Annotated in this window: 20 protein-coding genes; 15 read left to right on the forward strand and 5 right to left on the reverse strand. The window is 45.4% G+C overall.

Translation table 11 applies throughout. The features are described 5' to 3' along the window. The first annotated feature begins 304 nt into the window (after positions 1-304). The 4 genes from zwf (at position 305) to ONE56_RS06370 (ending at position 4,713) form a co-directional block, all read left to right on the forward strand. The gene (zwf, locus tag ONE56_RS06355) at positions 305-1,807 is read left to right on the forward strand and encodes a glucose-6-phosphate dehydrogenase (RefSeq protein ID WP_423840495.1); all 1,503 of its coding nucleotides are present in this window, start codon (positions 305-307) and stop codon (positions 1,805-1,807) included. Further along, the gene (pgl, locus tag ONE56_RS06360) at positions 1,804-2,520 is read left to right on the forward strand and encodes a 6-phosphogluconolactonase (RefSeq protein WP_423840439.1); all 717 of its coding nucleotides are present in this window, start codon (positions 1,804-1,806) and stop codon (positions 2,518-2,520) included. The genes zwf and pgl overlap by 4 nt, the downstream gene beginning before the upstream one ends. A 39-nt stretch (positions 2,521-2,559) precedes the next feature. Then, the gene (gene gnd / locus ONE56_RS06365; RefSeq protein WP_423840440.1) at positions 2,560-4,008 is read left to right on the forward strand and encodes a decarboxylating NADP(+)-dependent phosphogluconate dehydrogenase; all 1,449 of its coding nucleotides are present in this window, start codon (positions 2,560-2,562) and stop codon (positions 4,006-4,008) included. Between the two features lie 567 nt (positions 4,009-4,575). Beyond that, positions 4,576-4,713 carry a hypothetical protein gene (locus ONE56_RS06370; RefSeq protein ID WP_164833058.1) on the forward strand — a complete coding sequence of 46 codons (138 nt, stop codon included), beginning with the start codon at positions 4,576-4,578 and terminating at the stop codon, positions 4,711-4,713. Positions 4,714-4,801: 88 nt separating this feature from the next. Here the strand turns inward: ONE56_RS06370 and ONE56_RS06375 are convergent, their stop codons facing one another. Beyond that, entirely contained in the window at positions 4,802-6,571 is a 1,770-nt protein-coding gene (locus ONE56_RS06375) for a sigma-54-dependent Fis family transcriptional regulator (RefSeq protein WP_423840496.1), read from the reverse strand. Between the two features lie 322 nt (positions 6,572-6,893). Here ONE56_RS06375 and exaC point away from each other — a divergent pair, with 322 nt between their 5' ends. Further along, positions 6,894-8,414 carry an acetaldehyde dehydrogenase ExaC gene (gene exaC / locus ONE56_RS06380; protein ID WP_041157025.1) on the forward strand — a complete coding sequence of 507 codons (1,521 nt, stop codon included), beginning with the start codon at positions 6,894-6,896 and terminating at the stop codon, positions 8,412-8,414. Positions 8,415-8,489: 75 nt separating this feature from the next. Here the strand turns inward: exaC and ONE56_RS06385 are convergent, their stop codons facing one another. From ONE56_RS06385 to ONE56_RS06395, 3 genes are all read right to left on the reverse strand, one after another. Next, on the reverse strand, positions 8,490-10,016 hold the full coding sequence (locus ONE56_RS06385) for a tripartite tricarboxylate transporter permease (protein ID WP_041157024.1): 1,527 nt from the start codon (positions 10,014-10,016) through the stop codon (positions 8,490-8,492). Positions 10,017-10,035: 19 nt separating this feature from the next. Then, entirely contained in the window at positions 10,036-10,530 is a 495-nt protein-coding gene (locus ONE56_RS06390; RefSeq protein ID WP_041157023.1) for a tripartite tricarboxylate transporter TctB family protein, read from the reverse strand. 273 nt (positions 10,531-10,803) lie between these two features. Continuing rightward, positions 10,804-11,775, reverse strand: a complete 972-nt coding sequence (locus tag ONE56_RS06395) for a tripartite tricarboxylate transporter substrate binding protein (protein ID WP_041157022.1) — start codon at positions 11,773-11,775, stop codon at positions 10,804-10,806. A gap of 270 nt (positions 11,776-12,045) precedes the next feature. On the opposite strand from ONE56_RS06395, the gene ONE56_RS06400 reads away from it, so the two are divergent. The 10 genes from ONE56_RS06400 (at position 12,046) to ONE56_RS06445 (ending at position 24,286) form a co-directional block, all read left to right on the forward strand. Beyond that, positions 12,046-12,444, forward strand: a complete 399-nt coding sequence (locus ONE56_RS06400) for a GFA family protein (protein ID WP_041157021.1) — start codon at positions 12,046-12,048, stop codon at positions 12,442-12,444. A 264-nt stretch (positions 12,445-12,708) separates the two neighbouring features. After that, positions 12,709-13,428 (forward strand): GntR family transcriptional regulator, encoded by a 720-nt coding sequence (locus ONE56_RS06405; protein ID WP_331439149.1) that lies wholly within the window; start codon positions 12,709-12,711, stop codon positions 13,426-13,428. A 12-nt stretch (positions 13,429-13,440) separates the two neighbouring features. Beyond that, on the forward strand, positions 13,441-14,337 hold the full coding sequence (gene prpB / locus ONE56_RS06410) for a methylisocitrate lyase (protein ID WP_423840441.1): 897 nt from the start codon (positions 13,441-13,443) through the stop codon (positions 14,335-14,337). A gap of 134 nt (positions 14,338-14,471) precedes the next feature. Further along, complete coding sequence (gene prpC / locus ONE56_RS06415; protein WP_331439147.1) at positions 14,472-15,614, forward strand: bifunctional 2-methylcitrate synthase/citrate synthase; 1,143 nt, start codon at positions 14,472-14,474, stop codon at positions 15,612-15,614. Positions 15,615-15,790: 176 nt separating this feature from the next. Further along, positions 15,791-18,394 carry a Fe/S-dependent 2-methylisocitrate dehydratase AcnD gene (gene acnD, locus ONE56_RS06420; protein WP_423840442.1) on the forward strand — a complete coding sequence of 868 codons (2,604 nt, stop codon included), beginning with the start codon at positions 15,791-15,793 and terminating at the stop codon, positions 18,392-18,394. Positions 18,395-18,403: 9 nt separating this feature from the next. Next, positions 18,404-19,600: a 2-methylaconitate cis-trans isomerase PrpF gene (gene prpF, locus ONE56_RS06425; protein ID WP_423840443.1), complete on the forward strand. Its 1,197-nt coding sequence runs from the start codon at positions 18,404-18,406 to the stop codon at positions 19,598-19,600. Positions 19,601-19,679: 79 nt separating this feature from the next. Further along, complete coding sequence (locus ONE56_RS06430; RefSeq protein WP_423840444.1) at positions 19,680-21,572, forward strand: propionyl-CoA synthetase; 1,893 nt, start codon at positions 19,680-19,682, stop codon at positions 21,570-21,572. A 201-nt stretch (positions 21,573-21,773) separates the two neighbouring features. Further along, the gene (locus tag ONE56_RS06435) at positions 21,774-22,250 is read left to right on the forward strand and encodes an N-acetyltransferase family protein (RefSeq protein ID WP_423840445.1); all 477 of its coding nucleotides are present in this window, start codon (positions 21,774-21,776) and stop codon (positions 22,248-22,250) included. A gap of 282 nt (positions 22,251-22,532) precedes the next feature. Continuing rightward, complete coding sequence (locus ONE56_RS06440; RefSeq protein ID WP_041157015.1) at positions 22,533-23,990, forward strand: NUDIX hydrolase; 1,458 nt, start codon at positions 22,533-22,535, stop codon at positions 23,988-23,990. A 74-nt stretch (positions 23,991-24,064) separates the two neighbouring features. Beyond that, positions 24,065-24,286, forward strand: a complete 222-nt coding sequence (locus ONE56_RS06445) for a VF530 family DNA-binding protein (protein ID WP_041157014.1) — start codon at positions 24,065-24,067, stop codon at positions 24,284-24,286. A gap of 117 nt (positions 24,287-24,403) precedes the next feature. Here the strand turns inward: ONE56_RS06445 and ONE56_RS06450 are convergent, their stop codons facing one another. After that, complete coding sequence (locus ONE56_RS06450) at positions 24,404-26,560, reverse strand: TonB-dependent receptor (RefSeq protein ID WP_423840446.1); 2,157 nt, start codon at positions 26,558-26,560, stop codon at positions 24,404-24,406. Positions 26,561-26,606 lie beyond the last annotated feature (46 nt).

The following is a 26,606-nucleotide window of genomic DNA, read 5'->3' on the forward strand; positions in this document are numbered from 1 at the left end:
GGGGAAACTTTTTTTATAATTAAAATACAGTTGGTTATGTGAGTTTTTGTAACTTATTTAAACGTTTGCATTCTCAAAGTATTGATGTAAATCAAATTGTCGTGGACAATACTGTCCCGAATCGGACTCTACTCCTTTGAGCTAAAGGTTGTGCTCATAAACAATTATTGGCCAGAGTAAAGTTTACCTATTAGTGTAATAGGTAAGACCAATTTTCTATTTTGAGGTACCATTGATAGGTTGGTTTCCTCCTTTTTAGCCGTATCCGGGCATACAATCAGTACCTCGTTTTAAGGGAAGAATGATGGTAATACCAGAAAACAGCAGCATCGTTATTTTTGGTGCTTCAGGTGATCTAACATATCGCAAGTTGATTCCTGCTTTATACCACCTCTATGCGAGCAAACAGCTTCCAGATAACTTTACGATTCTCGGAGTCAGCCGCACTGAATACAGTGACGAGTCTTACCGTGAAAAACTGCAAAAATCACTTAAAGAAATGGAAAAAACTGAGCCAGAAACGCTCAGCGCATTCATCAACCATCTTCATTATCAAGCGATCAACACCTCTGATACACAAGATTATGGCAAGTTAGCAACACGATTAGATGAGTTAGCTGCTCAATATGGTCATGATCAACGCAACACGCTTTTCTACCTAGCAACACCTCCAAGCCTTTACAGCGTTATTCCAGCTAGCCTCGCAGCGCATGGTTTAAACAGCGAGGAAGATGGCTGGAAGCGATTAATCATCGAAAAGCCATTCGGTTATGATCTCGAGTCGGCGCGTACCCTTGATACGGAAATACACGAACATTTCCAAGAGCATCAGATCTACCGAATCGACCACTACTTAGGTAAAGAAACGGTGCAGAACCTTTTGGTTCTTCGTTTCTCAAATGCGATGTTTGAGCCGCTTTGGAACCGTAACTACATCGAATATGTTGAAATTACAGGTGCTGAGTTCTTAGGTGTTGAAGAGCGTGGTGGTTATTATGATAACTCTGGTGCCGTTCGTGATATGTTCCAGAACCACCTGCTTCAAGTCTTAGCAATGGTCGCGATGGAACCGCCAGCTCAAATTAACGCTGACGCTATGCGTGACGAAGTAGTGAAAGTACTGCAATGCCTTAAACCGCTAGATGACCAAGCACTACGTAACGACCTTGTGTTGGGACAATACACGGCGTCAGAGGTTCGTGGGCAGAGCTTACCTGGGTATCGAGAAGAGCCTGGTGTTGCCGACGACTCGCGCACAGAAACTTATATCGGTTTAAAAACTTACGTTAATAACTGGCGCTGGAATGGTGTGCCTTTTTATGTTCGTACAGGTAAGCGCCTGCCGACACGCGTAACGGAAGTGGTTATCCACTTTAAGCACACACCACATCCTGTTTTTGGCCAGAATGCACCTGAAAATAAGCTGATTATTCGTATTCAGCCAGATGAAGGCATCCAAATGAGTTTCGGTTTGAAAGAACCAGGCGCTGGGTTTAAAGCGAAAGAAGTGAAAATGAACTTCCATTATGCGGATCTTCAAGAAACGCAAATGCTCACCGCTTATGAACGTCTTCTTCTTGACTCGTTAAACGGTGATGCCACGTTGTTTGCGCGCAGTGATGCAGTTGAAGCATGTTGGCAGTATGTACAGCCAATTCTAGACTTCAAACAAGATCCCCAGTCACTCTTTGGATACGCATGCGGTACATGGGGACCAAAAGAGTCTGATGACTTGTTGCAGCGTAGTGATCGCGCTTGGCGTTTCCCATGCAAAAATTTAACAGATACGGATTACTGTGAATTATGATCAACCATAAGATTTATCAAACACCAGAGCAGGTCGTAGAAAGCCTTGCCAATGACATGAAAGCATTCAGCGAAATGGGCAAGCCTATCCATATTTCGCTTTCTGGTGGCAGTACGCCAAAAATGCTTTTCAACTTACTTGCGACGGATGCGTACGCGACTTCAGTTCAATGGCAAAACCTTCACTTTTGGTGGGGTGATGAGCGCTGTGTTGCTCCGGATGATGCAGAAAGCAACTATGGCGAGGCTAATGCGCTTCTTTTCAGTAAAGTTGCTCTGCCCGCTGAGAACATCCACCGCATTCGCGGTGAAGAGGATCCAGAAGTAGAAGCGGAACGTTTTGCTAACGAAATGCTAGACGCAATTCCATCTTTGCACGGTACGCCAGTGTTCGATTGGATCCTACTTGGTGTTGGCGCTGACGGTCATACTGCTTCTTTGTTCCCAGGACAAACGAATTACGATGATGCGAATCTGTCGCTGGTTGCATCACACCCTGAATCGGGTCAGCTTCGTGTGTCAAAAACCGCTCGCGTTTTAGAAGCAGCGAAGCGTATTAGCTACTTGGTACTAGGCGCTGGGAAAGCAGACATTGTTGAAGAGATCAACAGTTCGCCAGCTGAGGCACTGCCATACCCAGCTGCAAAGGTTCAATCCCAGTCTGGTCTCACAGAGTGGTACTTAGATTTAGATGCAGCTGCGAAAATTTCGTAACACGTTGCTCGTCATTAAAAGATTAATTGGAGAGAAATAATGAAAGGTGATATCGGTGTAATTGGCCTAGCGGTAATGGGTCAAAACCTTATCCTAAACATGAACGACCACGGCTTTAAAGTTGTCGCTCACAACCGTACTGCTGCGAAAGTAGACGAGTTCCTGGAAGGTCCAGCAAAAGGCACTAACATCGTTGGTGCATACTCTCTAGAAGAGTTAGTAGAGAAATTAGAAACGCCACGCAAAGTGATGCTAATGGTTCGTGCTGGTGACGTGGTTGATAAGTTTATTGAAGCACTTCTTCCATTGCTAGATGAAGGTGACATCATTATTGATGGTGGTAACACAAATTACCCTGATACAAACCGTCGCGTTGCTGCACTGCGTGAACAAGGCATCCACTTCATTGGTACTGGTGTATCTGGTGGTGAAGAAGGCGCACGTTTCGGTCCATCTATTATGCCAGGCGGAGCTCCAGAGGCTTGGGAAGCGGTTAAACCTATCTTCCAAGGTATCTCTGCAAAAACTGACGCGGGCGAACCGTGCTGTGACTGGGTTGGTAACGATGGTGCGGGTCACTTCGTGAAGATGGTTCACAACGGTATCGAATACGGCGACATGCAGTTAATTACTGAAGCTTACCAGTTCATGAAAGACGGTCTTGGTATGTCTGCTGACGAGATGCAAGCAGTATTTGCCGAGTGGGACAAAACAGAGCTAAACAGCTACCTTGTTGAAATCACCGCTGACATCCTTGGCTACAAAGACGAAGACGGCGAGCCGCTAGTTGAGAAAATTCTAGACACAGCTGGCCAAAAAGGTACGGGTAAATGGACGGGTATCAACGCGCTAGACCTAGGTATTCCTCTAACGCTAATCTCTGAGTCTGTATTCTCTCGTTGTCTATCTGCACTGAAAGACCAACGTGTTGAAGCTGAAAAACTGTTCGGCAAAACCATCACACCTGTTGAAGGCGACAAGCAAGAATGGGTTGATGCACTACGTCAAGCGCTTCTAGCGTCTAAGATCATCTCTTACGCTCAAGGCTTCATGCTAATGCGCGAAGCGTCTAACGAAAACGGCTGGGATCTAAACTACGGTAACGTTGCACTAATGTGGCGTGGTGGTTGTATCATCCGTTCTGCATTCCTAGGCAATATCCGAGATGCATACGAAGCAAACCCTGAACTAGCGTTCCTAGGTTCTGATGATTACTTCAAAGGCATCCTACAAAACAGCCTAGCAGCATGGCGTAAAGTTGCAGCTAAGTCTCTAGAAGCTGGTATCCCAATGCCATGTACGACTTCTGCACTGACGTTCCTAGACGGTTACACGACGGCGCGTCTACCTGCTAACTTACTGCAAGCTCAACGTGACTACTTCGGTGCGCACACTTACGAGCGTATCGATCGTAAACGTGGTGAATTCTTCCACACTAACTGGACAGGTACAGGCGGCGATACGGCGTCTACGACTTACGACGTTTAATCGTTTTAAGTAAACCAGTTTAAGTATAAAAGATGCCCATGTGGCATCTTTTTTATTCATCAAAGATTATATGCAGGTTCTATTGCTTGGTTTTGATGAAGTTGGTTCTGCTTTTTTAGGCAACTAAATACACAGTTTTTGTGTGGAGTATTTTCTTTACATCGTAAATATGAAATTTGTTTAAATTACATATAAAGTGCACTTTGTTGTAATAAAATGTGAATAATTTTTTTGTATTGCTGATTAGAAACAGGTAGTCATCGTGTTAGAACTGCGTGAACTCATCCTTTTCTATGTGAAGCTCTTATAACTATATATGTTTTATATCAATAGTTTACTAATATTTTTTATATGTAACAACTTGCATTTCTAATATTAAATACGCCTCAATGATGAAAATTAACTATATATCAGCCTGCGATCTACGCCTATAATACTCGGCCAAAAGGATGATGCTTAGTTAAACGATCTCCTTTAAATTTGAAATCGATAGGGATCCCGGTGAATGGCTTTCACTGGCTTCACGTATATTGCTATATAAATAACATAACCATTGAGGTTCTCATTATGACTCTTAATAAGTACTTTGTTTTCGTTCCGGTTGCACTTGAAACCGAAATTAAAAAAGAGACTGAAGTTAGTTCAAATAAAGAGGCTCAACGTCAGACACTATTAAAACAGGCGCAACAACAGGGCGGTCTGTAAGCTAGGTTTCAAATTAATAGAGCACCCATTCTTGGGTGCTCTATTTTTACAAGATAACGTCAGTGCTGAGGTTACTTGGCTATATATATTATTTTATTAATCCCAACGTTTTCAGTTTGCGGTAAATTGTATTTCGGCTGACACCCAGCATACGAGATGTTTTGCTTATATTGCCTTGGTTGGCCTGATAGGTTTGAACAAGTTTATCTTCTACCGTACTACGCATATCTCGTATTTCCGATACATCTGTCATCTCTTCCAGTGTGCTCTGAGCTTCGGTGAGTTTCTTCGCTAGGTGGGAGGGAACGTGTACAAGTTCTAGAGTCTCTTCTCCTTGGGCCATCAGAGCCGATACTTTTAATAAACTGTCCAGTTCTCTTAGATTTCCAGGCCATGAGTAGGAGAGAAAGAGAGAAAGAAGATGAGGGCACAGCTGTTGCCCAGGTTCGCCGTGTTTCCGATGAATATTCTCAATCAATTGCTTTTTGTCCGCACGATCTTCAAATTTAGGCAATTCAATGATTAATCCATTGAGTCGGTAATACAAGTCTTGGCGAAATTCTCCTAACTCTACTAATTTCTCGAGGTCTTTATGTGTTGCGGCGATGATTTGGGTATCAACTTGAATGGACTGATTGGAACCAACGGGCAGAACCGTCTTGTCTTGTAGAACATGGAGCAGACGGCTTTGTGCTTCCATAGGTAGATCCGCTATCTCATCGAGAAATAAGATCCCTTTGTGTGCCTGACGGATCTTACCTAGATAGCCTTTGTTACTTGCCCCGGTAAACGCGCCAGCAACATAACCAAACAGTTCAGATTCGACGAGATCTTTTGGTAGAGCACCACAATTTACGGAAACAAGAGGACCGGTTTTTCTTTGGCTATTTTTATGCAGCGCTTTGACGAACTCATTTTTCCCAACCCCTGTTTTCCCCAAAATCAGTAAGCTGATGTCCTTGTCAATCACTCGATTTGCTTGTTGCCAGCAGTGCTCAACACTGGAGTCACCGAAATGAAGGTCATTCGATGCGCTGATAGAGCGGTGTTGTACTTTTTCCTCTGTTAATGACGCTGTTTTATACACGATAGTTTGATCTGAATTCTGGAGGTCGAGAATGTCCTCTATCGATTGTCCGATAACATCACTGCGATGAAGTAACTGTGATGCTACTTGATTATGGGCCAAAACCTCACCGTTTCGGTTAGCAATAATAATGCCTTGCCAGCCACTATTAAGGAGACCTTGTTCACAGGCTATGTCCACGCGTATGTGCCCGTTTGGTACTTGGTTAAGCATTTGATTCTCGACGCGCTGAACCATAGTTTGCAGCAAGACTTGTGTTGATAAGTCATGCTTTTCTTGTTCACTGGTAATATCCAATATGCCAAGCAATCGACCTAGGTGGTCGAAAACAGGGGTGGCTGAACAACTGATGAAGCGGTGGTGCTGAATGAAATGTTGGTCACCAATAACCGATACAGGTTTCGCTTCCACTAGAGCGGTTCCAATCGCATTGGTCCCTTTGACTCTTTCTTGCCAGCAAGCTCCGGAACTGAGTGCGATTTCTGTGAGTCTCTCGCGGAATTTAGGTTGACCCCAACTGCCAATGACGATGCCGTCGCTATCAGTCAGGATTAAGCGACTGTCACTATGTGCAAAAGTCTGATTAAACAAAGGCAACGCAAACTTTGTCACCGCCTCTAAGAGGAAGTTAAGTTGGTGGCGTCGTTCTTCTAGGGTAGCAGGCGTCACCCTAATGTCCTCTGGGCGACGTCTTTGCTTCAAACCGGCTTGCGCACTTCGATTCCAAGATGTAGAAAGCCAGTTATTGTCGGTAAGATGTTGAATTTGCATGACTGTACCATTTTGCCACAATGTGGGTGTGTCATTTTGGAACACTTGAACAGTGCGGAACATAACGGACTTTAGCTCAGGCACTATCCACTCATATTGTTATTGTTTGTTAATCATAGTTTTACAATTAATTAACAACAAGTCACTCTGACTTGGCTTGTGACTTGCGTAATGTTGTTGGTCAACGGTGCGATAGCACACTGATACCTAAATAAACTCAAAAGGTGAACACTTAAGCATTAATGCTCTGATTACTAAGCCTTTAAATCATTTGGGTACATAACAACAAATGCTAAATGAACGAGAAACAAAAGGAAGAGTTATGATCTATGCACAACCAGGTAGTGAAAACGCCATTGTTAACTTCAAATCACATTATGATAACTTCATCGGGGGCGAATGGGTAAAACCGTCGAGTGGTGAGTACTTTGACAATATCTCCCCCGTTAATGGTAAACCTTACTGTAAAGTGGCTCGCTCGGGAGAAGCTGATATTAATTTAGCATTGGATGCGGCGCACAGCATTCGAGAGACGTGGGCAAAAACCAGTGTGACAGAGCGTTCTAATCTGCTGTTGAAAATTGCCGATCGTATTGAGCAGCACATTGAAGAACTTGCTTTGGTAGAAACATGGGAGAACGGTAAGCCAATACGGGAAACGCTCGCAGCGGATATACCACTGGTTGTTGACCATTTTCGCTATTTTGCCGGGTGTATCCGAGCGCAAGAGGGGAGCGCGGCTGAAATCGATCAAAATACCGCGGCGTACCATTTCCCTGAGCCAATTGGTGTCGTCGGACAAATTATTCCGTGGAACTTCCCCATTCTTATGGCTGCATGGAAAATTGCGCCAGCACTTGCAGCGGGTTGTTGTGTTGTACTTAAACCAGCAGAACAAACCCCAACGTCGGTATTGGTTTTAATCGAAAAAATCGCGGATTTGTTACCACCGGGAGTTCTCAATGTGGTGAATGGTTATGGCTCTGAAGCGGGCCAAGCGTTGGCGACCAGTAACCGTATCGCGAAGTTGGCTTTCACCGGATCGACACAAGTGGGTAATCACATTCTAAAATGTGCCGCTGACAACCTCATCCCTTCAACGGTAGAGCTGGGTGGCAAGTCACCGAACATCTACTTCCCGGATGTTTTTAACCACGAAGATGAATTTGTCGACAAATGCATCGAAGGCACACTACTTGGCTTCTTTAATCAAGGGGAAGTATGTACTTGTCCATCCCGCGTTTTGGTTCACGAATCCATCTATGACCAGTTTGTTGCGAAAGTTGCGGAGCGAGCGAAGTTGATTAAGCAAGGCAACCCCCTCGATACGGAAACACAAGTTGGGGCTCAAGCCTCTCAAGAGCAGTTTGATAAGATTCTTAGTTACCTCGAAATCGGTCGAGAAGAAGGTGCAAAAGTGCTCTTTGGGGGGGAGATCGCGACCCAAGAAGGCGATCTTGAGCAAGGCTACTACATCCAGCCAACGCTACTAGAAGGGCATAATAAGATGCGCGTATTCCAAGAAGAAATTTTTGGTCCAGTCATTGCGATAACGACATTCAAAGATGAAGCTGAAGCACTCCAGCTCGCCAACGACACCGAATATGGTCTTGGTGCTGGCGTTTGGACCCGAGATCAAAATCTGGCATATCGAATGGGTCGCAACATTGAAGCTGGTCGAGTCTGGATCAACTGTTACCACGCGTATCCGGCTCATGCGGCATTCGGCGGTTATAAAAAGTCGGGTATTGGACGTGAAACGCACAAAATGATGCTAGGTCATTATCAGAATACCAAGAACTTACTGATCAGCTATAGTATCGATCCTCTTGGCTTTTTCTAGGTAAAACAACCAGAAACGAAAAAAAGCCATCGCTAGGATGGCTTTTGCGTCTATTAGGGGGAGTAATAGACTGAGTTACTGTTTAACTTTCACAGGTTGAGCTCTGAGCTTCTGGAATAAGTTAACAAATAACGGGCTGCTCAAAACCAAAACTGCTAGGACTGTAAAGGTTAAGGAAATAGGACGCTCCCATAAGAAGCTCAACTCGCCATCAGAAATCATTAATGCACGACGTAAGTTCTCTTCCATCAGTCCACCAAGGATAAAGCCAAGCAGTAATGGAGCGAGAGGAAAGTTTGCCAAGCGAAGAGCTATCGCCGCCATGGCTACGAGCAGCATTACAAACACATCCATGGTATTGAACGACACTAAGTACACACCAGTGATTGAGAAGAACAGAATCATCGGAAGGAGGACCGTTCTTGGCACCGCAAGTAATTTTGAGATGTACGGGATAAGTGGTAAGTTCAGAATAACCAGCACGATGTTGCCAAAGTACATTGAGATAATCACCGACCAGAACACATCTGGGTGTTCAACAAACAGGCGAGGGCCAGGCTGAATGCCGTAGGCGATCAATGCACCAAGCATGATTGCAGTCGTGCCTGAACCGGGAATGCCCAATGTTAGCAAAGGTACAAATGAGCCACTTGATGCTGCGTTGTTAGCTGATTCTGGCGCAACCAAGCCACGAATACTGCCTTTACCAAATTCTTCTTTTTTCTCTTTCGGAGCAAGGTTACGTTCCAATCCGTAACTCAAGAAGGCTGCAATTGTTGCGCCCGCTCCAGGAAGTACACCTGTAAAGAAACCAAGAATAGAAGAACGGATAGAGACGGGGGCTACTTCTTTTATTTCTTCTTTGGTGACCTTCATGGATCCTATGTTGCTGAGCTTTTGCTGCTCTTCGTCACGAGTATCGTCAGAAGGCTTAAGAATGCCCATCAACGTTTCGCCCAAAGCAAATGTCGCCATTGCTAACAGCAGGAAGCTAAACCCATCCATTAAGTCGGTCAGTCCAAAGGTAAAGCGTTCCACACCGACACCTTTGTCAATGCCAACCGTTGACAGCATTAATCCGAGAATTGTCATCATCCATGCTTTGATCACTTGACCTTTACCTGCAAACGCTGCAACGGCGGATAAACCAAGTAGCATGAGAGCAAAGTAGTCCGACGACTGGAAGCTAAGTGAAACCTTCGCTAGAGCGGGAGCCGCAACAAGTAACATGATTGCTGACAGTGTACCACCTGTAAAAGAGGAGTAGGCCGCGAGCGCCAGTGCTTTGCCTGCCTGACCTTTTTGTGCCATTGGGTAACCATCAAATGCGGTCACAACGGTTGAAGAGCAGCCCGGAGCATTGATAAGGATCGAGGACGTCGAACCTCCAAATACCGCACCATAATAAACACCTGCCATCAAAATCAGGCCAGATGACGGCTCAAGACCGTAAGTGATTGGGATCATCAATGCGATGGCAGAAATCGGGCCAAGACCCGGCAGCATGCCGATAAATGTACCGACGAAGCAGCCGACGATCACCATCATGATGTTCATTGGCATCACCGCCGTGGATAAACCTTGTAGAATTCCATCTAACATAATTCTTTCCTTTCTTTGGCTACCAGATGGTGAAAATTAAACCTGGCTCGAGGTAGATATCTAAACCTTGAGTGAGCAACAAGTAGAAGGCGATGACAAAAGGGAAAGAAGCGCCAAACAAAATGGGCTTACGTCTTTCACCGAGCAAGTAAAAGCCTGCGAGCAGGAAGAAGCCTGTTGCCAACACAAAACCTAGGTAGGTAAGCCCAAGTCCGTACAGTGCCATCAATGCCAGGAAGGCAATGAGCAATTTCCAGTTGAACGTCAACACCGCTCCGCTCTTTTTATCTGGTTGTCCTGTTACAAGCAGTAAAAGTGCTAATCCGATACCGATATAGGTAAGGATTGTCGGTAACGTACGCGCGGTAAACGGTTCGTATTCATCACCAGGGAATAGAGGGATTTGTGACGTTTGGTAACCGTAACAAAGACAAAAAAGAAGAAAGATCATTGCACCGACGCGATCACGACAGAGCAAATACTCTTTGGTAAAAAAGTTGGTTGAACGAGACATATTCAACTCCTAACAAAATAAAAAATCCGTATATGGGCGTTAATGTGCAAGTAAATTCATTAACAATTAAGCTTTTCGCTGCTAGTCGAGCCGCTTAATAATATCCAAATGACTTCCAGATGCTGGTTTCAGAGCAATCTTGCCCAACCATGCTTCTCGAGGTTGTTTGGGTATATAAACAAAGGAGTTTGTATGCCGAATGCCGACAATGCCCATATACGGTGAAACTTTAAGTGCAGAACACATAGGGGCGAACGGACTCGCCCCTAAGGGTTACTTCAGAAAACCTAATTCACGCATTAGATCGCCCATTTGCTGCTCTTGATCTTCAAGGAAAGCAAAGAACTCTTTATCTGCCTTGTAGTTGTCGATCCATCCATTTCGGTCACGAACAACTTGCCACTCGTCAGTGTTATACATCTTAGTGAAAGCGCTATTCCACTCATCAATCTTTTCTTGGCTGACACCAGGAGCGGCAAAAAATCCACGCCAGTTTGCAAAGACGGTTTCATTACCATATTCGGTGAGTGTTGGAATATTTGGAGCCGCATCTAGGCGTTTTGGTGCTGTGACGGCCAGTACTTTGACTTGTCCAGATTTGGACATTTCCAGTACTTCACCCAAGCCTGTTGATAGCAGTTGAGTTTCGCCAGAGAGCAGGGCCGCCATCGCTTTACCACCAGCATCGTATGCGATGTAACGGACTTTACGTGCATCAAAGCCTTCGCCTTTAAATGCCGCTGCAACAACGAGATGGTCCATTGAACCGCGCGCTGAGCCGCCCGCTATTTTTACGTCGCGAGGATTGGCTTTAAAGGCTTTTACTACATCTTCCCATGTGTTGTATGGAGAATCGGCTGAAGCCACGATTGCACCGTAGTCGGCAATTGTTGCAGCAACTGGTGTTAGATCGCGAAATGATTGTGGGAAGATGCCCGTAAGGGAGCGAACAACAATGGGGGTCGAGTTGACCATCAGTGTGTCTTCTTGGCGATCAGCAGTTTCAATTAGGTGAGCTATCGCTTTACCGCCACCGCCGCCAGAGAGGTTTTGGAAGGAGACCGTGTCAACAATATCTGCTTTCACTAAGACATCGCCAGTTCCACGAGCGGTCATATCCCAGCCGCCACCCGCACCACCAGGAATAAGGAAATGCATTTTTTCTACATCCGCAGCAAAAGTGTTGAATGAAAATGTAGCTGCGATGATTGACGCGGCGAGCGTTGGTTTGAATACCTTTAACATGTTCACGTTCCTTCTTTAGTGTGACCCTATTCTGTGGGTGGGTCTTTTTGTTTTGATGAGTATTACTATTGTTTCAGTTGTAAAGCTGAACTTTGTTGAAAGGTTAATGAACTGTTAATGATGTGTCTGTAAAAGGGAGATAAAGAGAATATTGGTTATAACGGTAATTCTGTTCATAAAGTTCACAGCGAAAAACTGGCGGTTGGTCACGCAGGTATGCCGAACATTAGGTCATAATGTTGCGAGTACCAACTTGATAAGGAGAGCTAAATGAAAGGAACATGTCTGTGCGGCGCAATAGAAGTGGTAGCAGAACCAAAAAATGAGGTGAGCCTATGTCACTGTTCAATGTGTCGAAAATGGTCGAGCGGGGCGCTTCATGCGGTGCACTGTGGCCCAGATGTCACTTTTAAAGGTGCAGAACCTAAACGTTATCAGTCGTCAGAGTGGGCGGTTCGAGGTTTTTGTGGCGAATGCGGTACCAATCTGTTTTATCATCTCCTACCAACCAACGAATACATACTCTCGGCTGGCCTGTTTGATAATCCAGATTTCAAATTGACGCTAGAAATTTTTACCGATGAAAAGCCGGATTATTACGATCTCAATCCACACTCGAAAAAGATGACCGCGCAAGAGGTCTTCGAGCAATTTGCACCCAAAGAATAGCTGGTTGCGGTTTTATGGCTCGGCAACAAGTTGGATTTCCTTTATTTTCAAATCAGTATAAATCTTTTAGTTGTCGACAATTTGTTTATTTTTATAAGTTCCCCCTTCATTAAACCTCTAAAATTTTAATTTTCCCCGCTTAAGACTAAGACCTTAGTCTAGATTGTCGACAATTAACTTGATTGTCGACACTTTGATGGTTTACTTTATATACAGATTAAGAAAATGTAGACATTTTGGTGTCGTTAACACGAGTGGTTGTATATGAACACTGAGTTGAAAACCCGATATAAAGCGATCGCATCCGAGAAAGAGCATACTAAGTCAGAAACGCTGACGGAGTCTCTCATCGAGGCAATCGTTAATGGGGACGTTGAGCCGGGAAGTAAAATCTCTGAGCCAGAGCTTGCAAGGAAATATCAGGTCAGTCGAGGGCCTTTGCGTGAAGCGATCATGCGTTTGGAAGGGCTTGGGTTAATTGAACGTATTCCGCATGTTGGCGCACGCGTAATTACGTTTTCACCAGAAAAGTTGATTGAGCTTTATGCCGTTCGCGAAGCGTTGGAGGGAATGGCGGCGAGACTTGCAGCGCGTCATATTACACAAGAAGAGCTATTGAGTTTGGAGATGCTATTGTCGACACATTCAAAGCATATTGACCAAGTTGAGGGTGCCTCATACTTCCACCAGCATGGTGACTTTGACTTTCACTATCGGATTATTCAAGCAAGCCGAAATAGCAAGTTAATCACGCTTCTTTGTGATGAGTTGTATCACTTGTTGCGTATGTACCGCTACCAGTCACCGCGCGCACAATCTCGTCCTAATGAAGCGCTTCATGAACACAAGTTTATCTTGGAAGCGATTCGTAACCGTGATGAAGAATTAGCCGAAATGTTGATGAGGCGCCACATATCTGGAAGTCGAAAACTCATTCAATCGCAAATTATTCATACAGAAAATGAAAGTATAGATAAAGACTAGAAGGAATTCGTCATGAGCTTAACACCGGGAGCGAAATTCAGACTCGCTATTGAACAAAACAATCCGCTACAAATAGTCGGCACAATTAACCCTTATTGCGCAATGATGGCGAAAAATTTAGGCCACCATGCGATTTACTTGTCGGGTGGTGGCATTGCGAATGCCTCTTATGGTTTGCCAGATTTAGGTATCACAACATTAAATGACGTTCTGGTTGACGTTGACCGTATTACTAACGCGTGTGATTTACCGTTATTAGTGGACATTGATACTGGGTTTGGTGGTGCATTCAATATTGCGCGCACGATTAAATCGATGGAAAAAGCGGGTGCAGCAGCCGTTCATATGGAAGATCAAGTGGCACAAAAACGCTGTGGTCACCGTCCGAACAAAGCCATTGTTAGCCAGCAAGAGATGGTTGATCGCGTGAAAGCTGCAGTTGATGCACGCAACGATGAGAGCTTTGTCATTATGGCGCGTACTGATGCACTTGCAGTAGAAGGCATGGACAACGCCATTGAACGCGCGATTGCTTGCGTGGAAGCGGGGGCGGATATGATCTTCCCAGAGGCGATGACCAAGCTAGATCAATATCTACAATTCTCTAACGCTTTGGAGCAAGCAACGGGCAAGCACGTTCCTATTTTGGCAAACATCACTGAATTCGGAGCAACACCACTGTATGGCTGTGATGAGTTAGCAAAGGCAAAAGTGGACATGGTGTTGTACCCACTCAGCGCGTTTCGTGCCATGAACAAAGCTGCAGAGACAGTATACAAACACCTTTTAGACGTGGGTAATCAGGAAGCATTGGTGGATTCAATGCAAACGCGTAAAGAACTGTATCAGCATCTGAACTATCACGATTACGAAGACAAACTAGACCAACTATTCTCTGAGGGGAAATAGGCGGCACAACAAAATAGTCGGAAGCCCAAGAACAAATTTTAGTCATACGAATATCAATCCAATAACGTGAAAGCCGTCTGGTTAATAACTAACGTTCCACAAGAGAACAAAGCCAGACCCAAAAGGAGTTGAACATGCCTCAATCTGTAGATAAGAAAGCAGAAATAGGTGGCGCAGGCCTGCGCGGTCAAAGCGCTGGAAGCACAGCTTTATGTACTGTCGGTAAAACGGGAACGGGTCTTACATATCGTGGTTACGATATCACTGACCTTGCAAATCATGCTCAATTTGAAGAAGTTGCCCATCTTCTGTTACGCGGTCACTTGCCGAATCAACAAGAGCTAGATGCTTATAAGACACATCTATTGAGCCTTCGGGGCTTACCCACTCAGTTGAAACAAGCTTTAGAACTGATTCCTGCTACTGCGCACCCGATGGACGTGATGCGTACGGGTTGTTCTGTGTTAGGTAACCTAGAACAGGAACTGAGCTTTGATGAGCAACTGCAAGCAACGGAACGTATGCTGGCGCTATTTCCTGCCATTATTTGTTACTGGTACCGTTTCAGCCATGATGGCGTGAGGGTTGACACCGAAGATCAGACCGAAGACTGCATTGGTGGTTATTTCTTGAGACTGCTGACGGATAAAGCGCCGAGTGATTTACATAAGCAGGTGATGCATTGCTCATTGATTCTGTATGCCGAACATGAGTTTAATGCGTCAACCTTCGCAGCACGCGTTTGTGCTTCAACGTTGTCAGACATCCATTCCTGCATTACCGCGGCTATCGGAACGCTCCGTGGTCCTCTTCATGGCGGGGCAAACGAAGCCGCGATGGAGATGATTGAAGATTGGCTGACGCCAGATGAAGCAGAAGCAAACATCATGAAAATGTTGGCAAATAAAGACAAGATCATGGGCTTTGGGCACGCGATTTATCGCGAAAGCGACCCACGTAACGCTTTGATCAAACGTTGGTCTGAAGAGTTGTCGAAGCACGTCGGTGACACGCATCTTTACGCGGTGTCTGAGCGCGTGGAATCGGTCATGAAGCGTGAGAAAGGTCTGTTTTGTAATGCTGACTTCTTTCATGCATCGGCGTACCACTTTATGGACATCCCAACCAAATTGTTCACACCAATTTTCGTGATGAGTCGTCTTACAGGGTGGGCTGCACACGTTTATGAGCAGCGCGCGAATAACCGAATTATTCGTCCGAGCGCGGACTACACGGGGCCAGACCATCAAGAGTGGGTACCGATTGAGAATCGCTAGCGCGTAACGCCTTCTCTTACGTTCTATTCTCTCCGCGTAAGAGAAGGCTCTTTCTCATCACTCACGTTATTAGAATAACGACATCTTAAAAAAGTTCTCCAAACTGCTTGTCGAAAGTGATGTTTCTAGAGTGATGGGGAGAAGGCCAAGATGTACAGATTGAATGGAAGCAAACCATGAGCACAACCATTAATACCCAATATCGTAAGTCGCTTCCGGGGACTCAACTTGATTACTTTGATGCCCGCGAAGCCGTAAATACTATTTCTCCTGGAGCTTATGAAACGCTCCCTTATACCTCACGCGTTCTTGCCGAGCAACTGGTACGCCGCTGTGATCCCAGCGTATTAGAAGACAGCCTTAAACAACTTATTGAGCGTAAACGCGATCTTGATTTTCCTTGGTATCCAGCTCGTGTTGTTTGTCACGACATCCTCGGGCAAACGGCACTGGTTGATTTAGCTGGTTTACGTGATGCGATTGCAGAGCAGGGCGGTGATCCTTCAAAGGTCAATCCGGTGGTAGAAACTCAGCTGATTGTTGACCACTCTCTTGCGGTTGAACACGCTGGTTTTGATCCTGATGCATTCGAGAAAAACCGCGTAATAGAGGAGCGTCGCAATGAAGACCGCTTTCATTTTATTGAGTGGTGTAAAACGGCATTTGAAAACGTCAGCGTTATTCCTGCTGGTAACGGTATCATGCACCAAATCAATTTGGAAAAAATGTCGCCAGTGGTACAAGCGAAGCAGGGTATTGCTTACCCAGATACGTGTGTAGGTACGGACAGTCACACTCCTCATGTTGATGCGTTAGGGGTCATCGCGGTTGGGGTTGGTGGTTTAGAAGCCGAGACTGTTATGCTGGGTCGTCCATCAATGATGCGCCTGCCTGATATTGTGGGTGTCAAACTAACGGGTAAACGCCAGCCGGGCATTACCGCGACAGACATTGTTCTTGCGATTACTGAGTTTCTTCGCAATGCGCGCGTGGTCTCTTGTTACCTTGAGTTCTTTGGTGAAGGGGCGCGAGACCTGACCATCGGTGACCGCGCAACCATCTCTAATATGACACCTGAATACGGTGCATCAGCAGGGATGTTCTACATTGATGAACAGACCATCACTTATCTGAAACTGACAGGCCGTGATGAGCAGCAAGTCGATCTAGTCGAGAAATACGCGAAACAAACAGGTCTTTGGGCAGATGATATGGTCACTGCTGAATATGAGCGGGTCCTTGAATTCGATTTGTCTTCAGTAAGCCGTAACATGGCTGGTCCTTCAAACCCTCACCGCCGTCTTCCAACTGCAGAGCTCGCTCAACGTGGTATTTCTGGCGCGTGGGAAGATAAAGAGGGCGAACTGCCAGATGGTGCAGTGATCATCGCTGCCATTACGTCTTGTACGAACACCAGCAACCCAAGAAACGTGGTAGCGGCGGGACTGTTGGCGAAGAAGGCGAATGAGCTCGGCCTTGTTCGTAAACCGTGGGTGAAATCGTCGTTTGCGCCGGGTTCTAAGGTTGCGCGTTTGTACCTAGAAGAAGCCGGCTTACTACCGGAACTCGAGAAGCTTGGATTTGGCATAGTCGGTTATGCATGTACAACCTGTAACGGTATGAGTGGCGCATTGGATCCAAAAATTCAACAAGAGATAATCGATCGCGATTTGTACGCGACAGCCGTGCTTTCTGGTAACCGTAACTTTGATGGCCGAATCCACCCATATGCGAAGCAAGCTTTCCTCGCGTCACCACCGCTGGTGGTCGCGTATGCGTTAGCTGGCACGATTCGTTTTGATATAGAGCGTGATGCACTTGGTACGGATCAAAACGGTAATCCAATTCATCTAAATGATTTGTGGCCAAGCGATGAAGAGATCGATGCGGTTGTTGGCAAGCACGTTAAGCCAGAGCAGTTTAATCAGGTTTACATCCAGATGTTTAAACTGGGTGACGCGGCGCAAAACACCAATCCACTTTATGATTGGCGCCCTATGAGTACGTATATCCGCCGTCCTCCGTATTGGCAAAAAGAGGGGGAAGGTGCGCTGGCGGGTGAGAGAACCCTGTCTGGCATGCGTCCTTTAGCGGTTCTAGGTGATAATATCACCACCGACCACCTATCACCATCGAATGCGATCATGGCAAGCAGTGCGGCAGGTGAATACCTTGCAAAAATGGGCGTTCCGGAGGAGGACTTTAACTCTTACGCGACCCACCGTGGCGACCACTTAACGGCGCAACGTGCGACCTTCGCTAACCCGAAACTGTTCAACGAAATGGTGAAAGAAAACGGCGAAGTTGTGCAGGGCTCTCTTGCTCGCATTGAGCCAGAAGGTCAGGTTGTTCGCATGTGGGAAGCGATTGAAACTTACATGAATCGTAAACAACCACTGATTGTTGTGGCTGGCGCGGATTACGGTCAGGGTTCATCTCGTGACTGGGCAGCAAAAGGTGTTCGATTAGCTGGGGTAGAAGCGATTGTTGCGGAAGGCTTTGAGCGTATTCACCGTACTAACTTGGTTGGCATGGGTGTGTTGCCACTGCAATTCAAACCGGATGTTAACCGCAATACATTGGAACTGGATGGCACTGAACTTTACGACGTAGTGGGTGATATTAAACCGGGCGCGGATTTGGCTTTGGTAATCACTCGCAGCAATGGAGAGAGGGTCGACGTGCCTGTGACTTGTCGCTTAGATACTGCTGACGAAGTTCATGTGTATAACGCGGGTGGTGTATTGCAGCGTTTTGCTCAAGACTTTTTGGCTCAATAAGGAGTCGCTATGAAAAACATTTCTCCTAACATGATGAGTCAAATAAAAGTACCTGCGACGTATATGCGTGGTGGAACGAGTAAAGGTGTCTTTTTCAATCTCGATGATTTGCCTCAAGAGGCGCAAGTGGCGGGTGAAGCGCGTGACAAGCTGTTATTGCGAGTGATCGGCAGTCCCGATCCTTATGCAAAGCAAATTGATGGCATGGGATGCGCAACCTCAAGCACCAGTAAAACGGTGATTGTATCGCGCAGTTCTCGTGATGGTCACGATGTTGATTACTTATTTGGACAAGTGTCCATTGATAAACCATTCGTTGACTGGAGTGGTAACTGCGGCAACTTGTCTGCTGCAGTCGGCCCGTTCGCGATTCATGCTGGCTTGATTCCGCAAGAATGCATACCTGAAAATGGCATCGTGACAGTGCGGGTGTGGCAGGTGAACATCAGCAAAACGATCTTAGTACATGTGCCTATCGTGAATGGTTTTGTGCAAGAGACCGGAGAGTTTGAACTCGATGGCGTGACATTCCCAGCGGCGGAGATTCAAGTGGATTTTGTAGACCCGGCAGACGGCGAAGGCAGCATGTTTCCAACGGGGAACTTGGTCGATGATTTGGTGGTGCCGGATGTGGGCACCTTCAATGCGACGTTCATCAATGCGGGCATTCCGACCATCTTTATTGATGCAGATTCACTTGGGTATCAGGGAACAGAGCTGCAAGACGACATCAATAACGATGATTCAGCGCTGGCCATGTTTGAATCTATCCGTGCGCACGGAGCTTTAAAAATGGGGTTGATTTCAGATCTTGAAGAAGCTCAAAAACGCCAACATACACCCAAAATAGCCTTTGTTTCTCAACCGAAAAACTATGTCTCGTCGAGTGGTAAGTTGGTCGCCGAAGGTGATATCGATGTGCTGGTTCGCGCTTTATCGATGGGGAAACTTCATCATGCAATGATGGGGACCGCTGCTGTCGCGATAGCCTCAGCTGCCTGTGTTCCGGGGACATTGGTGAACCTAGCTGCTGGGGGGGGAGAAAAAGAATCGGTAGTTTTTGGTCATCCGTCAGGAACGCTAAAAGTAGGCGCAAAAGCGCAGCAAACCGAACACGGCTGGATGGTACAAAAAGCCATCATGAGTCGAAGTGCGAGAATACTGATGGAGGGCTTTGTGCGTGTTCCCTCCGATGTCTTTGAATAAAACGAGAGTATTACCAAAAGTAGCAAATAACCGCTTATTTAGGGTGATAGTAAAGTCAGGACATACTGGAGGAAGCAATATGTCTTCATACGAGCAATCTTTATATGAAAAAGAATACCAATGGGCGCAAACAGAACCAGAGAGTTTTTGGCGTGCTCAAGCAGACAACATTGATTGGTTTGAGTCTCCAAAGACCATTTTGAAAGCGGACGAAAATGGCATCGAACGCTGGTTTCCAGACGGGGTGATGAACACATCTTGGTTGGCGCTAGACTACCATTGTGAGCAAGGTCGTGGTGATAGCATCGCCCTTATCTATGATTCACCAGTGACCGGAATTAAGAAAACGTATACCTACGCTGAACTACGAGACCAAGTGGCGAAGATTGCCGGTATGTTGTCTTTGCAAGGCGTTGAAAAAGGTGACCGAGTGGTCATTTATATGCCGATGATCCCAGAAGCGGCGATGGCCATGCTCGCTTGTGCACGATTGGGCGCAATTCACTCAGTCGTATTTGGTGGTTTCGCACCCAATGAGCTCGCGGTACGGATTGAAGATGCTGAGCCAAAAGTCATCATGACAGCGTCGTGTGGGATTGAAATTAACAAGGTCATTCCTTACAAACCTATGGTCGACCAAGCCATTATGGATAGCCGTTGGAAGCCGGAGAAAGTCTTAGTCTTCCAGCGCCCTGAATGTGAAGCTGAACTTGGCCAAGAACGAGATTTGGATTGGCAACAAGAATACAGCCAAGCACTCCCACACGCTTGTGTCCCTGTTTTAGCCACAGACCCTCTGTATATTCTTTACACCTCAGGTACGACGGGTAAACCGAAAGGGGTGGTCCGTGATAATGGCGGGCATGCGGTGGCGATGAAGTACTCAATGAATGCCATCTACAATATTCCGCAAGATGGCGTATTTTGGGCCGCGTCGGATGTTGGTTGGGTCGTCGGGCATTCGTATATCGTTTACGCTCCACTCATTCATGGATGTACAACGATTCTGTTTGAAGGCAAACCAGTCAGGACCCCCGATCCTGGCGCGTTCTGGCGGGTATGTGAGGAATACAACGTTGATGTGTTGTTTTCCGCTCCAACCGCGTTTCGTGCGATTAAGAAAGAAGATCCGGAAGGTGCGTGCTTAAAGCAGTATGACCTGTCTAATTTGAAAACAATTTTTATGGCTGGTGAACGCTTGGATCCTCCAACGCTTGAGTGGGTCCAAAGCAAAGCTGAAAAACCTGTGATTGACCACTGGTGGCAGACGGAAACAGGCTGGGCGATTTCTGGTAATCCGACGGGGATAGAAATGATGCCAGTGAAAGCGGGGTCATCAACTAAGCCTATACCTGGTTACCAAGTCGACATTCTTAATGAATTTGGTGAAGTAGTCGGTCCTAATCAGCAGGGTTTTGTCGCGATAAAACGTCCCTTGCCACCGAGTTGTTTGCCAACGGTATGGCGCAACCACGACCGATTCGACACGGGGTATCTGAGTCAGTTTCCAGGTTATTATGTGTCGGGGGATGGAGGCTATCTGGACGAGGACGGGTATTTGTTCATTATGGGACGAATTGATGATGTCATAAACGTCGCAGGGCATCGCTTATCTACTGGCGAGATGGAGGAGATTGTCGGTGGTCACCCTGCCATTGCCGAGTGCGCGGTAGTGGGTATCCACGATGATTTAAAAGGACAGCTTCCGCTAGGTTTTGTGGTACTGAAAGACGGTGTCAAAGTAGACGAGCTTGACTTGGAAGGCGAGTTAGTCGGAAAAGTACGCAGTGAGATTGGTGCGGTTGCTTGCTTTAAGCATGCGTTGGTCGTAGACCGATTACCGAAAACCCGATCGGGTAAAATTCTCCGTCGAACCATTCGTCAGATTGCCGATGGTGAGAAGTATACGGTACCTTCGACCATTGATGACCCAACCAGTCTCAATGAAATCGAGCGGGTATTACGCCGTTAGAATCTGTTGTGATTAGCTCCGTACTTTTGCCCCTGTGAATCTCGCCACCACAGGGGCTTTGATAATCCTTCTAGTTACACCAACGAAATTCACACTAATGAAGCAACATTAACCACATAAAATAAAAAGCTTGTGTGCTTGCCATCCTTCCACTTTAGACACAAACTACCAAAATTCCATGATTGGCAGTTGTCCTTATTTATGTCTGAATTTTTAATCAAGCCTGCGCGTTTTGAAGATCTTGAAAGCCTCAACGATCTGATGTTCGATTTGCATGATGAACATCATGTCCAATCTCCAGAATTATTTAAAACAGCGGAGGAGATTGAACAGGAAAAAAGTATCGCTCGTTATATCGATAACCCGGAATGTTTAGTGTACGTTGCAAGAGAGGCTGAGGTGATTATAGGGTTTGTATCAGGCCATTTTTGTGAGCTCATCTCTGCGGTCAGTAACCCTGTTATGATGGGCAGCGTTGACGAACTCTATGTTTTGCCAGCATATAGAAAGCAAGGCGTTGCAATAGCACTACTCGAAAAGATTGAATCAACTTTTACAGACTATGGTGTGAAGCAAATGTTTGTCGAGGTATGGGATTTCAATCAACAAGCACTCGCACTATACAAAAGGGAAGGGTTTGCTCCTCATATCCACTGCCTACGTAAACCGCTTTCGTGACCTCAAATCTTAACAAACTGTTACGCACATAAAGACAATCCACGATTTGATGGCAATATATGACTTTTAGCTGCCTTAAAATTAAGACTTTATGCATTATGCATGTATTTTCCTGACATAAAATTCATATTGGTGGCAGAATTGCCCGCTAAATTTGCGTTGTGTCTGAATATTGTCAGAGTTGCATTAAATCTGATTGTGTATGATGGTTGGTTCGAGTGAGCTTGTTTCTTCCAGTATTAGATGATTACGTAACAACTACTCCAATGAAAGGTTATATCTGTGCTGAGACTGCTGTTTTTTCTCACTGTCTTTTCTTCTCTGTTATCTGTATCACCGACAGTTCTTTCGAAGCCGTCTTCTTCGGAGGAGCAAGGCGCACAGAAAGGAGCGCTGTGTGTTATCCGTGCTGAAGATAAACTTGTTCTCGTTCATGAAATATTAACCGATAAAATATCATTACCCGGTGGGACCATTATAGAGGGTGAACAACCTGAGCAAGCCGCTCAAAGAGAAACCTGGGAGGAAACGGGTTTAGTCGTGACGGTCGGTAATGAGGTGGGGCGAACACCTACTGCGATTTTTTATGATTGTACTTCAGACTCAGAGATTATTGCGTTTGAGCTGGATAATGAGCTGGGAGGTAATGAAGTCCCTATTTGGTTTGCACCGCACTACGGTGTAGAGATCGCGTCTGCCATGCTTTTACCGCCAAATGAGCTCCCTTCTTCTCTCTACCGATACAAAGAGCAGTGGCGAGCTGTTATCCATTATTTTGATCATGCCACTGTTCAACCAGTGCGTTTTGTTGGTCATTTAATTGAGTCTGCCCCTGTGTTTCGACAACTCGAATTATCGTGGATGATGAGCTTACAAAGTTGGGTGGGGTCAGTATCAGAAAGCAGTGGACGAACAGTGAGTGAATTGGCCAGTGTTATCGAGAACCTGTCTTCTGCAACAACGTTGTTACTTTTGTTCCCTTTCGTGCTGATGCGCTTTGGCCATCGTTACGTTTATCAATTATTTTTCGCCATTTCTGTTACGTCACTAATGACTCTTATTGCACAGTTAGGCTTTGCTTTACCTAGCCCTAACGTGTACATACCGATGGCTGAATTAAGCGGTCAATTTGGCTTCAGTTTCCCTTGTTTACCCATTGCGATTTGGAGCTGTGTTTTAACCTTCTTCTTTCAACAAGCAGGTAAAGTCGGAGGGGCGGTGACTGTAGGTATCGCTTTAGGAATCACTTTATTGGTTATATTGGCTAAATTTTTCCTTGGTAATGCATTTATTCTAGACATGTTTTTTGGTGCATTGCTGGGTGTATTAGTCGCATGGCATGTACTTCGCTTGGAAAGTCATTCCGAGATTGACGTGGAACAATTGCTCACTTCTAAAGGTGTCTGGTTTGCGATGACGTTGATTACGGCCGTGGTCTCACTCATTTGGCCTTTACCAGTGTTTGGAAACTGGCTAGCAATACTACTTACGGCTTCTGCGTTAGTTCTCAGCTTTAAAGAGTCATCGACAACGTTGAATGTCCAGCAAGTTGTTTTTCTGTCGTTAACGCTTATTTTAGCCGAACAGTTGTATGCATATTCAGCATCCCAATTTTCGTATAGCGGATTATATTCTTTGGTGTTTGGTACGCTTCATTATCCTCTATTAATGGTTATGTTTGTCCTGCTCGCTAGAAAGCAAACATGTAAACAGAAACTGAAGAATCTGGGCTGCGGTTAAATAATAAAGTGATTTAAAGCAACACACTCTCTGGTACACTTAGCCGCCTCTCTCCGATGATAGAAACGTTAACAATGAGTGCTGAACAACCTAATAACCCGCTGCATGGCTTGACCTTAGAACAAATCCTCGTTCGTTTACAAGAACACTATGGATGGGAGGGCTTGGATGCAGAAATACAGATAAATTGCTTCTATAACAACCCTTCGATTAAATCGTCTCTAAAGTTTTTACGCCGAACACAGTGGGCAAGAGATAAAGTAGAAGCACTTTACATTGAGACGTTTTGTAAGTAGGACTTGAACCGAAGCGAACGTACGAACTTATCGAGAAATCACGGCTTTTCAGAGAAAAGCCGTGATTAATAACTACGTGATTAACAAGTACGTGATTAACAAGTACGTGATTAACAACTAGTAGGTTACTTGGTAATTAAGAGTGTAAGTGCGGCCACGACCTTTATAATCGTAGGCGGCAGAATCATAATGAGATGAGTAAACAATTTGAGCTCTTTGCCCCCAGATAGTGGTGTAGTCTCTGTCAAACAAGTTTTGGACGCCAAAACCGAGACTGCCTACAGGAAGTTGGTAGGAGCCCACTAAATCAAATACTGTGTACCCATTGAGTTTGTTGTGATCCGCATCTTCGTAATCAAACATGGTTTGGCTTTGAACTTTTAGCGCTAAATTTGTATCGTACCAACCCGCCCAAGCTTTGGCTTTTGAAGTACTTGCTTCACCTGCTGTGAAATCTTCCCAACCGTTATCGCCTTTTACTTCCGATACTACGTAATGGCCAGAGGCTCCTATTTGTATTTTGTCATCTAACCAATAGGAGGCAAGGGCTTCCAATCCATAGACACGCTTTTTATCGTCTATTTCATCGATAAGTAGCGTCGTTTTGTTGTAGCTTACCGATTTATCTGATTGAGAGTAATATGCGGCGGTTTGTATATTTAACTCTCCTGTGTCTAGACGATAGCCAAGTTCAAAACTATTCGTTTTTATCCCTGACATTTTTGACTTGTCGACGTTGATGCTTTTGTCCAACGTCCAGTGTTCGCCAACCAATGAATAGTTTCCTTGACCATAGTATTTGGCAGGATCGGCGAGATCGAAACCCTGTGAAAAGTTGGCCCAGATTTGTGAATCTTTATCGAGATGGTAGACCGTACCTAGATTAAAAAGGCCCACACTGTAGTCAGTTTTCCCACCTGGTACTACATCGGCCGAAGTGCCATTGCCTGCGGCAATTTGTTTTTGTTGGCTGTAACCAATGAAATCGTCAATATCGTTAGTGATGTATTGGTATCGAAATCCACCTTCTAGGCTCCAATCATCGGTTAATGCATAGTCGGCTTGTACGAATCCCGCAATAGAGCTCACTTCAACGCCGGGGTAGCGACCAACTTTTGCATAGGTTTTGTTGATTAAATTTCCAGAATTATTAGCCGTAGTTGAATCATAAAGTGCCTGATTGCTATCGAGTTTGTCTTGGTACGCATCAATACCATAAACGAAGTTAAATCGGTCAATGCTTTTCGCGAGTGCAGCTTTCAATGACACCACATCCGTAATTTGTTGGCCTGACGATTGATAATACGGCGTGTACGTTTGGTCTTCCTGACGATATGAGGCTTCAGCTATCAATTGATGACCAAGGAATTGTTCGTCGATATAAGAGGCACTGAACATCATGCGTTCTGTACCGTGTTCGCGATCAGAATCAAAACCTTTTCGTACATCAACAAAGTCTCTTCCGACAATGTAAAGTCCGTAAGGCGAGTCTTGTTGGCTATCATAATATTGCGCTAAAACGTTTAGCTTTTTAGTTTCTGAAATATTGACGCCAATAGTAGTGAGGACATCAACGGTTTGGTTAAATTGCAATGAACCTTGTGAAATGTCTGGTGTAACGAGTTCTCCATTGGCATCGAAGTAACCTTGCGTTTCGCTATAGACGACAGATGCACGCGCCTGTAATTTTTCATTACCTGCTGAAATGGACTGACCAATTTTATAATCAAAATCTTCGTTCGAGTTGAAGCCCGATGACCCGCTGACAAACGTTTCTAGCTCTAGGTCTTCGCTTTGAGCCTTTTTGGTGATGATATTAATGACGCCACCTGATGCACCTGCGCCATAGAGAGATGTTGCGCCTGAAAGTACTTCAATGCGCTCAATATTGAATGGATCAATAGAATCTAAGTAACGACTAATTTGACGAGAGGATTGCAAAGAAACACCGTCGATCATGACAAGCATTTTACGTCCGCGTAAGTTTTGCCCGTAGTTAGTTCGCGCGCCACTACTCACATCCAAAGATGGAATCGCGGAGGCTAGGATTTCACCTAGCGATTTCCCACCACGATATTCCTGTTCAATCAATTCAGATTCAATATACCAAACCGTACCTGGTATATCGCTGATTGCCTTAGGGGTTCGGCTAGAAACGACCACGAGCTTCTCATCGGTTGTGTATTCTTGTGCTTGGGCTGTAAACACTGTGCAAACCGTGCCAACCGCGATTGCTGCGGTGGAAACTTTTAAACGTCCTTTTTTAATGTTCATTTTCTTCTCTATGTTGATACAAAGTCTTTTGAGCAGTAAGCTGACT

This window comes from Vibrio mytili (assembly GCF_049563345.1).
In the GTDB taxonomy this organism is placed as follows: Bacteria; Pseudomonadota; Gammaproteobacteria; order Enterobacterales; family Vibrionaceae; genus Vibrio; species Vibrio mytili.

Excerpts from the sequence above, each read along its gene's own strand:
- acnD (WP_423840442.1), top strand. The coding sequence starts at position 15,791 with ATGAGCACAACCATTAATACCCAATATCGTAAGTCGCTTCCGGGGACT.
- gnd (WP_423840440.1), top strand. The coding sequence starts at position 2,560 with ATGAAAGGTGATATCGGTGTAATTGGCCTAGCGGTAATGGGTCAAAAC.
- ONE56_RS06390 (WP_041157023.1), bottom strand. The coding sequence starts at position 10,530 with ATGTCTCGTTCAACCAACTTTTTTACCAAAGAGTATTTGCTCTGTCGT.
- ONE56_RS06385 (WP_041157024.1), bottom strand. The coding sequence starts at position 10,016 with ATGTTAGATGGAATTCTACAAGGTTTATCCACGGCGGTGATGCCAATG.
- ONE56_RS06435 (WP_423840445.1), top strand. The coding sequence starts at position 21,774 with ATGTCTGAATTTTTAATCAAGCCTGCGCGTTTTGAAGATCTTGAAAGC.
- ONE56_RS06445 (WP_041157014.1), top strand. The coding sequence starts at position 24,065 with ATGAGTGCTGAACAACCTAATAACCCGCTGCATGGCTTGACCTTAGAA.
- exaC (WP_041157025.1), top strand. The coding sequence starts at position 6,894 with ATGATCTATGCACAACCAGGTAGTGAAAACGCCATTGTTAACTTCAAA.
- ONE56_RS06375 (WP_423840496.1), bottom strand. The coding sequence starts at position 6,571 with ATGCAAATTCAACATCTTACCGACAATAACTGGCTTTCTACATCTTGG.
- ONE56_RS06430 (WP_423840444.1), top strand. The coding sequence starts at position 19,680 with ATGTCTTCATACGAGCAATCTTTATATGAAAAAGAATACCAATGGGCG.
- prpF (WP_423840443.1), top strand. The coding sequence starts at position 18,404 with ATGAAAAACATTTCTCCTAACATGATGAGTCAAATAAAAGTACCTGCG.
- zwf (WP_423840495.1), top strand. The coding sequence starts at position 305 with ATGGTAATACCAGAAAACAGCAGCATCGTTATTTTTGGTGCTTCAGGT.
- ONE56_RS06405 (WP_331439149.1), top strand. The coding sequence starts at position 12,709 with ATGAACACTGAGTTGAAAACCCGATATAAAGCGATCGCATCCGAGAAA.
- prpB (WP_423840441.1), top strand. The coding sequence starts at position 13,441 with ATGAGCTTAACACCGGGAGCGAAATTCAGACTCGCTATTGAACAAAAC.
- ONE56_RS06395 (WP_041157022.1), bottom strand. The coding sequence starts at position 11,775 with ATGTTAAAGGTATTCAAACCAACGCTCGCCGCGTCAATCATCGCAGCT.
- ONE56_RS06450 (WP_423840446.1), bottom strand. The coding sequence starts at position 26,560 with ATGAACATTAAAAAAGGACGTTTAAAAGTTTCCACCGCAGCAATCGCG.
- prpC (WP_331439147.1), top strand. The coding sequence starts at position 14,472 with ATGCCTCAATCTGTAGATAAGAAAGCAGAAATAGGTGGCGCAGGCCTG.
- ONE56_RS06370 (WP_164833058.1), top strand. The coding sequence starts at position 4,576 with ATGACTCTTAATAAGTACTTTGTTTTCGTTCCGGTTGCACTTGAAACC.
- ONE56_RS06400 (WP_041157021.1), top strand. The coding sequence starts at position 12,046 with ATGAAAGGAACATGTCTGTGCGGCGCAATAGAAGTGGTAGCAGAACCA.
- pgl (WP_423840439.1), top strand. The coding sequence starts at position 1,804 with ATGATCAACCATAAGATTTATCAAACACCAGAGCAGGTCGTAGAAAGC.